This is a genomic window from Variovorax sp. KK3 (assembly GCF_001984055.1).
GTDB lineage: Bacteria > Pseudomonadota > Gammaproteobacteria > Burkholderiales > Burkholderiaceae_C > Variovorax.
This window is the reverse complement of record NZ_LYVO01000007.1, coordinates 124,886-135,094: the sequence shown is the minus strand read 5'-3', so window position 1 is coordinate 135,094 and position 10,209 is coordinate 124,886. Positions and strand designations below refer to the sequence as shown.

Annotated in this window: 11 protein-coding genes; 10 read left to right on the top strand and 1 reads right to left on the bottom strand. The window is 68.7% G+C overall.

Annotated features, from left to right (window positions below; genetic code table 11):
- The 4 genes from B0W80_RS05765 to B0W80_RS05750 all read left to right on the top strand — a co-directional run.
- Nucleotides 1-1,534 (top strand): ImcF-related family protein (locus tag B0W80_RS05765; protein WP_143684488.1); only part of this gene is annotated, 1,534 nt, incomplete at its 5' end.
- The gene (gene tagF, locus B0W80_RS05760; RefSeq protein WP_076998144.1) at nt 1,528-2,112 is read left to right on the top strand and encodes a type VI secretion system-associated protein TagF; all 585 of its coding nucleotides are present in this window, start codon (nt 1,528-1,530) and stop codon (nt 2,110-2,112) included. The genes B0W80_RS05765 and tagF, both read left to right, overlap by 7 nt.
- Before the next feature lie 24 nt (nt 2,113-2,136).
- The gene (locus B0W80_RS05755) at nt 2,137-2,499 is read left to right on the top strand and encodes a type II toxin-antitoxin system Phd/YefM family antitoxin (protein WP_256856497.1); all 363 of its coding nucleotides are present in this window, start codon (nt 2,137-2,139) and stop codon (nt 2,497-2,499) included.
- Nucleotides 2,496-2,927, top strand: coding sequence for a type II toxin-antitoxin system VapC family toxin (locus B0W80_RS05750; RefSeq protein ID WP_076998142.1), 432 nt, complete (start codon nt 2,496-2,498; stop codon nt 2,925-2,927). The genes B0W80_RS05755 and B0W80_RS05750 overlap by 4 nt, the downstream gene beginning before the upstream one ends.
- 17 nt (nt 2,928-2,944) lie before the next feature.
- Here the strand turns inward: B0W80_RS05750 and B0W80_RS05745 are convergent, their stop codons facing one another.
- Nucleotides 2,945-3,739, bottom strand: coding sequence for a TetR/AcrR family transcriptional regulator (locus tag B0W80_RS05745; protein ID WP_076998141.1), 795 nt, complete (start codon nt 3,737-3,739; stop codon nt 2,945-2,947).
- Between the two features lie 394 nt (nt 3,740-4,133).
- On the opposite strand from B0W80_RS05745, the gene B0W80_RS05740 reads away from it, so the two are divergent.
- From B0W80_RS05740 to B0W80_RS05715, 6 genes are all read left to right on the top strand, one after another.
- A complete protein-coding gene (locus B0W80_RS05740) occupies nt 4,134-4,634 on the top strand; it encodes a VOC family protein (RefSeq protein WP_076998140.1) in 501 nt (166 codons plus the stop codon).
- Nucleotides 4,635-4,718: 84 nt separating this feature from the next.
- Nucleotides 4,719-5,930, top strand: coding sequence for an acyl-CoA dehydrogenase family protein (locus B0W80_RS05735; protein ID WP_076998139.1), 1,212 nt, complete (start codon nt 4,719-4,721; stop codon nt 5,928-5,930).
- Between the two features lie 38 nt (nt 5,931-5,968).
- Nucleotides 5,969-6,562: a flavin reductase family protein gene (locus B0W80_RS05730; RefSeq protein ID WP_083745200.1), complete on the top strand. Its 594-nt coding sequence runs from the start codon at nt 5,969-5,971 to the stop codon at nt 6,560-6,562.
- Nucleotides 6,563-6,728: 166 nt separating this feature from the next.
- Nucleotides 6,729-7,946 carry a nitrate/nitrite transporter gene (locus B0W80_RS05725; RefSeq protein ID WP_076998138.1) on the top strand — a complete coding sequence of 406 codons (1,218 nt, stop codon included), beginning with the start codon at nt 6,729-6,731 and terminating at the stop codon, nt 7,944-7,946.
- Between the two features lie 51 nt (nt 7,947-7,997).
- Nucleotides 7,998-9,179 (top strand): alpha-hydroxy acid oxidase, encoded by a 1,182-nt coding sequence (locus tag B0W80_RS05720; protein ID WP_143684487.1) that lies wholly within the window; start codon nt 7,998-8,000, stop codon nt 9,177-9,179.
- A gap of 10 nt (nt 9,180-9,189) precedes the next feature.
- Nucleotides 9,190-10,209 (top strand): alpha/beta fold hydrolase, encoded by a 1,020-nt coding sequence (locus B0W80_RS05715; protein ID WP_076998136.1) that lies wholly within the window; start codon nt 9,190-9,192, stop codon nt 10,207-10,209.

Below are 10,209 nucleotides of genomic sequence, written 5' to 3'. Positions count from 1 at the left end.
CGACGCCGCCCGCCATGCCGAAGCCTTGATGGAACGCAGCGGGCTGCCCGAGGCGATGCGCGCCGACGAGGCCGGCGTGCGTGCCGCGCGCGGCGCCCTGGCCGCGCTGCCGCTCGCCCAGCGCGTGCACGAGCGGCTGCTACGCCGCGTCGCCGATCGACAGGCGTTGCAGGACCTGCCGGGGCGCCTGGGCCCGGCCGGCACGCTGCTGTTCGCGGCCTCGGGCGCAGGGCCGATGCCGCCGCATTCGAGCGCGAGCGAATGGCGCCGCAAGCTCGCGCCGGCGCTCGACGCCACGCTCGACGAACTCGCCAACGAAGCCGACTGGGTGCTCGGCGACAGCGGCGCCGACGTGCGGCGCCTGCAGAAAGACCGTGCCTGGCGCGACGAGATCGCCGCGCAGGTCGGCAAGCGCCAAGCCCAGCGAGTGATCGCTGCCTGGACGCGCCAGCTCGATGCGCTGGCGCTGGCGCCCGGCTCGGATGCCGACGGCGCATCGCGGCAGGCGACGGACCTCACGGCGCCCGATTCACCGCTGCGCCGGCTGCTCACGCGCCTGGCCGACGAGTTCAGCGCCATGCCGCAAGGTGGCAACGCGGCCGAGAGCGCCTTCGACACCGCGCTGCGGGCGCGTTTCGGCACGCTCGGCGACTACGCGGCGGGTGGCGGGCCCGTCGCGCTCGACCGCCTGAACACCATTGCCGCATCGCGGCGTGACGACGCCGGCAAGGCCGAGCTCGACGCCAGCCTGCGTGCCGAGGCGGCCCGCGCGCCGGCCGAGCTGCGCAAGGTCTACGGCGGCCTCGGCACGCTGATCCGCTCGCGCGGCGGCGTGAAGCCCGGCTTCGATGCCGCGCTCGCGGAACTCGCGCAGGCCTGCGCGGCGCTGACGCGCGACCGCTTTCCCTTCGGCACCACCGCGGCGCGCGACATGGCGCCGTCCGACTTCGCGCGGCTGTTCGGTCCCGGCGGTCTGTTCGACGACTTCCGGCGCAATCAGCTCAACGAGCGCGTCGACACGTCCAGCCACCCGTGGAAGGCCCGCAGTGCGCCCACCCAGGCGGGCACGCCGACCGCCTTCGAACAGGCCGCGGCCATCGGCGCCCTCTTCTTCCCCGGCGGCGCGCCGCTGCCCGAGCTCAAGCTGCGCTTGACGCCGCAGCGCATGGACGCCGCGCTGCTGCAGTTCAGCATCGACGTCGACGGCCAGCTGCTGCGCTTCGAGAACGGCCCGCGGCGCGGCAAGGAACTGGTCTGGCCCGGGCCGGCCTCGACGCAGAAGGTGCTGCTGCGAATCCTGCCCGCGGGGCCTGGCGGCGTCGGCGCCGAAGTCCACGAAGGCCCGTTCGCCTGGCTGCGTGTGCTGCTGCGCAGCGACTGGCAAGGCGAGCGCGGCGCACCGGCGCGCCTGGCCTTCGCGGTCGACACGCGCACGCTGGAGGTGGAGGCGGCCAGCGCTGCCGGCACGCCCGAAGCCGATGTCTGGACCCTTCGCGAGCTGGCACGCTTCCGCTGCCCGCAGGCGCCATGGTGAGGCTGCCCTCGCGTCGCGTGTGCTGGTACGGCAAGCTGCCTGCGCGCGGCGATTTCGTCGGGCGCGGCTTGCCGCCCAGGTGGCGCAGCGATTGGGACGGATGGCTGCAGCGCGGGCTGGCGCTGGCGGCTACGCAGATGGACGGGCCCGCGCTGCGCGAACGGCTGCGCGGGTTCGCGCCGTGGTGCTACCTGGTGCTGCCGGCGCCAGGCGAGGTGTGGTGCGGCATCGTCGTGCCCTCGCACGATCGCGTGGGGCGTGCGTTTCCGCTGACGCTGGCCGAACGGCTGGCGACACCGGCACCGCCGCACGACAGCGCCGAGCGGCTCGCGTCGCTGCTCGATGCGGCGATGGAAGGGCCGGAAGCGCTGGAGGCGGCGATCGATGGGCTGCCGCCGCGCGCCCCGTCCGCATTCGAGCCCTCCCGCGCCTGGCCGTCGCCGCCGGCCAGCCTCTGGTGGGCCGCCGACAGCGGCCACGATGCGCCGCACCGAACAGGCAGCTGGCCGCCCGAGCCGGCGCTGGTGCTCGAGTTGCTGGACATTCGCGAACGAGCTGTTCTTCCTCCCGTCCCTTGAGCGGAGGCGCGGCAGAAGTACGCCGTGCACTCCCTGTGGCGCAAGCACTTGTTACCCGCGGACGGGGGTGATAATCTGGTCAGCATGACTAGAAAATCATCCATTCCCTCAACCGCGGCGCCGCAGCCGCCACAGGCTCGCTGGCCGCTTCAGGACGCCAAGGCACGATTCAGCGAACTCGTCCGCCTGGCGCATCGCGACGGTCCGCAGCACGTTACATTGCACGGTCGCGACGCAGTCGTCATCGTCGACGCGGACGAATTCAAGCGCCACTGGGGCATGCGGACCGGCGAGCTGCTGGTCGAGGCGCTGAAAGCGTCGCCGCATCGGCCGGTCGACATCGAGCCCAGCCGTTCTGCCATGCCGGTGCGGGCGGTCAAGCTGTGAGCGGCTGGCTGCTCGATACCAACGTGATCTCGGAGTTGCGAAGACCGCGACCGAGCGCACGAGTCCGAAGCTTCATCGCGGCCCAACGGCTCGACGACCTGTTCGTCAGCAGCGTCACGTTCGCGGAAATTCGCTTCGGCATCGAGGCGGTCGCCGATCCGACGCGCCGCGCCGAACTGAGCGACTGGCTGGACCACAAAGTCAGGCCGATGTTCGATCAGCGCGTGCTGGAAGTGTCCGAGGACGTCATGTTCCGGTGGCGCCTGCTCGTGGAAGAGGGCCGCAAGGTGGGCCATACGTTCTCGCAACCCGATCTGATCATTGCCGCGACCGCCCTGCAACACGGCCTAACTGTCGTCACGCGCGATACCGGAGACTACGAGCTCGCGCGGGTGCCACTCTTGAATCCGTGGGTCGCCGACGCCTGACCGGCGTCGGCAACGGATCAACTCAGCAACTCCGCCGAATCGGGCTTCTCACGCGCAGGCGAGTCGGGCGCCACACCCGCTTCACCTCGCGCCTTCTTGCGTGATTCCCTGAGCACCGTCGGCGCCCCCAGCATGAAGGTATCGACGCGCAGATCGATGACGCGATCGATGTCCTTCGGGATCGGCAGCGAGTAGATCCACTTGCGCACGCCGATGTAGAACACCCCGGAGTGCATCGACCAGATCAGCTCGAGTTCGTCTTCGAGTTCGTCTTCGTCACGCGGCTCGGGAATGCGGTATTCCTTGCGCATCTCGCGCGCGATCACCTTGAAGTGACGTTCGCGCAGCAGTTGCACGTAGCGCTGGTTGATGCCCTCGCGCGTGAGCCCCGCCGAGATGAAGATGCGGATCCAGTCGCTCTTGAGGATGAACTGCGCGTAGTCCTTGAGATAGCGCTTCAGCCGGTCGGACAGCGGATGGCGGCTGTCGGCCAGCCACTCCTCCCACACCGGGTCCCACTTGCGGACGAAGACCTCGTCGTAGACCCGGTCGACCAGCGCCTCCTTGGTCGGAAAGTAGTTGTAGAGCAGCGGCTGCGTGATGCCGAGCGAGCGGGCGATCTCGTGCGTGCTGGCGCTGAAGCCACGTTCGGCGAAGAGCTGGATCGCCTTCTGCACGATCTGCTGCTCCCGCGCTTCCTTCGACAGACGGGTGGTGGCGACTTTCGGTTCGACGGAGGCATCGCGCGGCTTCGCGGCGGCGGCGCGGGGCGCACGCGCTTTGGTGGCGGGCCGGGGGTCGATTGATTTCATGGCGTTCCATCGAGGCGAGGCCTCGGGTCGGGAAGGGACGGGCGCTGTGTCGGCAGTTTATCGACTGCACGCGGGGTGTGCCCTCGTGGCCACTCGGGGTGGAAGGAAGACGCGGCTGAAGTGAACGCGAGGCGCAGCAGAGCCCGGGAGGCAGCGCAGGCCGGCGCGCATGCCACACGGGCTTCCGGGTAATCCCTAGCAAAAAGGGCTTTTCGGGCACAAGACCTGCATGTACTATTTATTGACTGATAAGTTAAAGCGATTCAAACCACTCGAGCAGCATGCCCATGGGGCAACAGCGTTCAAGAGTGGTGCGAAACCAAGATGAACAGCACACCGTTGGTGCCTCGTTACATCCTACAACTTATCGTTCGATAACCAATTTAGGAGCAACATGTCCATTCGAAAACTCGGCCACTACTCGGTGCGCACGGCACACCTCGAAGCGTCGACGCGCTTTTACGTCGAGGTGCTGGGCCTGAAGGTCGGCTACCGCCCGGCGCTCGACTTCCCGGGCTGCTGGCTGTACTGCGGCGGCGACGAGGCCGACTTCGGCGTGGTCCACCTCATCGGCACCGGCGGCTCCGGCGACGGCCTCTCGGCCTATCTGGGCGACAAGGCCGCGTCCGCGCAAGGCACGGGCGCGCTCGACCACCTGGCCTTCCTGGCATGCGACCTGCTCGGTCTTCGCGAGCGCCTGTCGGTGCGCGACATCGAATTCCGCGAGCGGACGCTGCCCGGCCTAGGCCTGCACCAGGTGTTCTTCGACGACCCGAGCGGCCTGACGATCGAGATGAACTTTCCCGCCGCCGAGGCGGAAGCGCTCGACGAGCAGGAGCCGCAACAGATGTTCGCCGGCACGCATGCCGCCGGCGCTCCCAAGCAGGCCGAATAAGCCAAGGCCCCAACCGCCCCACTGCCCGCCCCACTGCCCGACCCAACCCGCAACCTTCCCACATAGCCCCAAGGAAAACACGCGATGGAAACTCTGATGCACGAGCCCGAAACGACGCTCGATCCTGCCGACCTCGTCCGCCAGGCGAAAGCCATGGTTCCTTTTCTGCGCGAGAAGGAGCAGATCACCAACGACATGCGCCGGCCGCCCGAAGAAGTGCGGCAGCGGCTCAAGCAGACCGGCGTGGCACGCCTGTGGCAGCCCAAGCGCTACGGCGGCGCCGAAGGCGGCTTGATAGCAGGCGCCGACATCCTGCGCGAGATCGGCCGCGGCTGCGGCTCGACGGGCTGGATCATGGCCCAGAACATCCAGCACAACTTGATGCTCGCGAACTGGCCGGAGCAGGCGCAGGACGAGATCTGGGGCGAGATGCCCGACGCGCTGGTCAGCGGCATCCTGATCCCGGGCATCGGCAAGGCCGTGAAGGTCGACGGCGGCTACAAGCTGTCGGGCCGCTGGCCTTTCGTGAGCGGCTCCGAGATCGCCGACTGGATCATCTTCACGGGCGACTGCCTGGTCGAAGGCTCGGACAAGCCCACCGAGTTCCACTTCGTGCTGCCCCGCGAGCAGGTGAACATCCTCGACACCTGGTACACGATCGGCTTGCGCGGCTCGTCGAGCCAGGACTGCCAGCTCACCGACGTGTTCGTGCCCGAGCATCGCGCCGTGACCATGCACGACCTCAAGGGCCACGGCGACAGCCCGGGTGCGCAGGTCAACACGGGCTGGCAGTTCAGGGTTCCCCTCTACGCACTGTTCGGCTGCTTCATCGGCTGCGCAGCGCTCGGCATCGCGGAGGCGGCCGTGGAGCATTACGTGGCCGGCGCACGCAAGCGCGCATCGACCATGTCGGGCAGCAACGTGTCGGCCTTCACCACGCAGCAGGTGAAGGTCGCCGAAGCCAAGACGGCGGTCATGACGGCTCGGCAGCTCATCTACTCGACGCTGCAGGAGGCCGAAGACCTGTTCAAGAGCGGTGCCGCCTCGACGGTCGAAGACCGCACGCGTTGGCGTGCCATGGCGACCTATGCCGGCCGGCTCGCGACCTCGGCGGTGAACCTGGTGCTCGAAGCCGGCGGCGGCGGCGTGATCTACGAGCGCAACCCGCTGTCGCGCTGCGTTTCCGACATCACCGTGGCCAACCGCCACATCACGCAGAACTGGGACGTCAACGCATCCACCTACGGCCGCGTGCTGCTGGGCCTGCCGTGCGGCGTCGAAGCGCTCGACGACTGAGCCCGGCCCGCTTCCATTCATTCGCAAAGGACAGAAAGATGCTTCACACCACTTCTTCTTCCGCCATCCGCGAGGTGCCCCGCATGCGCGAATCCGAACCCGATCACGACCACGAACGCGATCCCGAGCCGATCTCCCGCGATGCCTTTTTGTCGGCCATGCGGCAGTCCGCCTCGCCGGTCTGCGTGGTGACCACGCAGGTCGACGGCCAGCGCATGGCGCTCACGGTCAGTTCCTTCCTGTCGGTGTCGGCCGATCCGCCGATGGTGTCGGTCTGCATCAACCGCAACAGCCGCATGTGCAAGGCCATGACCGAGAGCGGCGTCTTCGCGGTTCACATGCTGGCCGAAGACCAGGACCACGTCGCGGACAACTTCGCCGGCCGGCCCCGCTGCGGCGAGGCCTACGACTTCTCCTGCGTCGAATGGGTCGAGCAGGGCGATGGCCGCGAGCCGCTGATGTCCGGCGTCACCGTCGCGGCCGAGTGCGCGGTGGTGTCCTCCACCGACGCGGGCACGCACCGGCTCTTCATCGGCGCGGTGAAAAGCCTGCTGACCAACGAGCGCCGCCCGCTCCTGTTCTGGAACCGGCTCTACGGTTTCCCGTCGCACCCGAGCGACGAACGATCCTGAAGCGCTGACCCGCCGGCGGGTTCGCCGCCGGCCCCTCCGAAAACCGACACGCCATCGCGGCCCGAGTGCCGCGACAGGCCGCGCTTTGCCCGACGCAGTCCACGCAAGCGCTCCATTGCCTCCCGCCCTAACCCACTGCCCACCCCACCCGTCCACCGAGGTCGATATGAAAAACAGATGGTCCGCCCTGGCAATCATCTTCATTGCCTTTCTGCAGTTTCCGCTGAACTGGTTCAGCGTCGTGCCCGCCTTCGGCGGCATCGTCGCGGACATGAAGCTGTCGTTCACGCACGTCGGCGTGATCGCCGGCATGTTCATTGCCGGTTACGGCATCGCGCACATCCCGGCGGGCTGGTTCGCCGAACGCTACGGCATGCGTGCCGGCATGATCTTCGGCGTGGTGGTCGAGACCATCGGCGCCGCGATCACCGGCTGGGCCCCGTCCTTCGAACTGCTGCTGGTCGGACGCCTGCTGTGCGGCATCGGCGGCGCGGTCACCATGGGCAGCGCCGTCGGCCTGACGGCCGCGTGGTTCCGCGGTAAAGAGCTGGCGACGGCCAACGGCATCATCCAGGGCGTGGGCTTCACCATCGCCGCGGCCATCGGGCTCTACGGCTGGGGCATCGTCGTCGAAGCGCTGGGCTGGCGGCAGGCGATGTTCGCCGCGGCCGGTGTCGGCGCGGCGACGCTGGTCTTCCTGCTGGCCTTCTTCCCCACGCCGCCGGTCGGCGGCGACGACGTGCTGGAAGGCCACCATCTCGACAAGAACTCGCTGCGTCGCATCTTCGGCAACAAGACGCTGTGGATCATGGGCATCGCGCTCCTGGGCGCCTACGGCAGCTACTTCAGCGCGGCCAACCTGCTCGGTTCCTATGCGCAGGAGCGCCTGAAGGTCGCACCGTCGGCCGGCGAGGCCATCGGCGCCATCCTGTTCTTCGGCGGCATCTTCGGTGGCGTCATCGGCGGCTGGCTCACCGACCGCGTGTTCGGCCGCCTGCCGACCTTCCTGATCGCCTGCTTCGCGGAAGGCGCCATGTTCTTCCTGATCCCGCACCTGAACCTGATGGGCCTGCAGATCGCGGCCGCGGTGGTGGGCGTCGGGCTGATCGTGGCCTTCGTGCCCTGGGTGTCGATTCCGGGCGAAGCCGACAGCGGGCTACGCCTGTCCGATGTGCCCACGGCCATCGGCCTGATGCTGAGCATCGTCGCGATCGGCGGCGCGCTGATCCCACCGCTTTTCACCAAGATCGCCACCGTCTGGGGCTTCGATGCGGCCTGGCAGTTCCAGGGCGTGCTGACGCTCGGATGCGCCCTGCTCGCGCTGTTGGCCAGGCCCCGGACCGTGCCGAAGGCGCGGATCGCGGGCGACGTCGAGCTCGGCTGAGCCGACCGTGACCGATCGCTCCCGCCGCAACGAAGACAACGAGAGACACCCGTGCCAGCGCTTTCGAAGATGACCTGCATCGAGGACCTGCGTGCCGTCGCCAAGCGGCGCGTGCCACGGATGTTCTACGACTACGCCGATTCGGGCGCCTGGACCGAGGGCACCTACCGCGACAACGAGAACGCGTTCGGCCGCATCAAGCTGCGCCAGCGCGTCGCGGTGAACCTGGAAGGCCGGTCGACGCGCACGACGATGGTCGGGCAGCCGGTGGCCATGCCCGTGGCCATCGCGCCCACCGGCCTCACGGGCATGCAGCATGCCGATGGCGAGATCCTCGGAGCGCGCGCCGCCAAGGCCTTCGGCGTTCCCTTCACGCTGTCGACCATGAGCATCTGCTCGCTCGAGGACATCGCAGAGCACACGGGCCGCCACCCCTTCTGGTTCCAGCTCTACGTGATGCGCGACCGCGAGTTCATGAAGCGGCTCATCGAACGTGCGAAGGCAGCGAACGTCTCGGCGCTGCAGGTCACGCTCGACCTGCAGGTGCTGGGCCAGCGTCACAAGGACATCAAGAACGGCCTGACCGCGCCGCCGCGGCCGACCATCGCCAACCTGATCGACCTGGCGACCAAGCCGCGCTGGTGCGCGGGCATGCTGGGCACCCGGCGACGCAGCTTCGGCAACATCGTCGGGCATGCGAACAACGTGAGCGACGTGTCCTCGCTCGCCGCATGGACGGCCGAGCAGTTCGACCCCACGCTCGACTGGTCGGACATCGAATGGATCCAGCGTGAATGGGGCGGCAAGCTGGTCCTCAAGGGCATCATGGACGTGGAGGACGCACGCCTGGCCGCGGCGAGCGGCGCCGATGCGATCGTGGTGTCCAACCATGGCGGCCGCCAGCTCGACGGCGCGCCGGCATCCATCGACGTGCTCGGCGCCATCGCGGATGCGGTTGGCCGGCAGGTCGAAGTGTGGATCGACGGCGGCATCCGCAGCGGGCAGGACGTGTTGAAGGCACGTGCCCTCGGCGCGCGCGGCGCGCTGATCGGCCGCAGCTTTCTCTACGCGCTGGGCGCCTTCGGCGAAGCCGGCGTGCGCCGCGCGCTCGAGATCATCCACAAGGAACTCGACATCACCATGGCCTTCTGCGGCCGCACCGACATCGACCGCGTGGACCGATCGATCCTGCAGCCGGGCAGTTTTCGCCTTCACGGGCCGGCAGCATCGTGAAGGTGCAGCGATGGTGACATCCACCAGTGCCATCGACTGGCTCGAACCGCAGACGCACGACCTCGCGCTGCGCGACTTCCGCTTCCACACGGGCGAAGTGATGCCGCGGCTGCGCATGCGCGTGACCGCGCTCGGCAATCCCGAGGGTGCACCGGTACTCGTGCTGCACGGCACCGGCAGCGAAGGGCGCACCCTGCTGAACGACGACTTCGCCGGCGCGCTCTTCGGACCCGGGCAAGCCCTCGATGCCGCGCGCCACCGTATCGTGCTGCCGGATGCGATCGGCCACGGCGGCAGCGCCAAGCCATCGGACGGGCTGCGCGCGGCCTTCCCCGCGTACGACTACGACGACATCGTCGACGCCCACCACCGCCTACTGATCGAAGTGCTGGGCATCGAACGGCTGCGCCTGGTGCTCGGCGTGTCGATGGGCGGCATGCTCACGTGGACCTGGGGCGTTCGATATCCCTCGTTCATGGATGCCCTGGTGCCCTTGGCGTCCTTGCCAGCGCCCATGTCGGGGCGCAACTGGCTGCTGCGGCGGCTGGTGATCGATGCGATCCGCAACGACCCCGACTGGAGGGACGGCCACTACGACATGCAGCCTCGAAGCGCCCGTGCCGCACGGGAGTTTTTCGACCTCGCGACCAACGGCGGCACCCTCGCCCTGCAGAAGGCGGCGCCCACGCGCGGGGAGGCCGATCGATGGCTGGCGGCGCGCCGCGAGGCGACCGTGCCCTTCGATGCGAACGACCTGCTCTACCAGTTCCAGGCCGCGCGCAGCTACGACCCGTCGGCACAGCTCCATCGCATCCGCGCACCGGTGCTGGCCATCAACTCCGACGACGACGAGAGGAATCCACCGGAAACGATGATCGCGGCGAACGCGATGGCGCGCCTGCCGAATGCGCGCCTGCACGTCGTTCGGGGCAGCGACGGCACGCGCGGCCATGGCACGGTCGGCCTGGCGGGCTTGTGGGCGGCGGAGCTGGACAGCTTTCTGGCGAGCGCCCTGCCCATCCGCGCCTGA

Coding starts and splice junctions, on each gene's coding strand:
- tagF (WP_076998144.1), top strand. CDS start 1,528: ATGGTGAGGCTGCCCTCGCGTCGCGTGTGCTGGTACGGCAAGCTGCCT.
- B0W80_RS05745 (WP_076998141.1), bottom strand. CDS start 3,739: ATGAAATCAATCGACCCCCGGCCCGCCACCAAAGCGCGTGCGCCCCGC.
- B0W80_RS05740 (WP_076998140.1), top strand. CDS start 4,134: ATGTCCATTCGAAAACTCGGCCACTACTCGGTGCGCACGGCACACCTC.
- B0W80_RS05735 (WP_076998139.1), top strand. CDS start 4,719: ATGGAAACTCTGATGCACGAGCCCGAAACGACGCTCGATCCTGCCGAC.
- B0W80_RS05730 (WP_083745200.1), top strand. CDS start 5,969: ATGCTTCACACCACTTCTTCTTCCGCCATCCGCGAGGTGCCCCGCATG.
- B0W80_RS05725 (WP_076998138.1), top strand. CDS start 6,729: ATGAAAAACAGATGGTCCGCCCTGGCAATCATCTTCATTGCCTTTCTG.
- B0W80_RS05715 (WP_076998136.1), top strand. CDS start 9,190: ATGGTGACATCCACCAGTGCCATCGACTGGCTCGAACCGCAGACGCAC.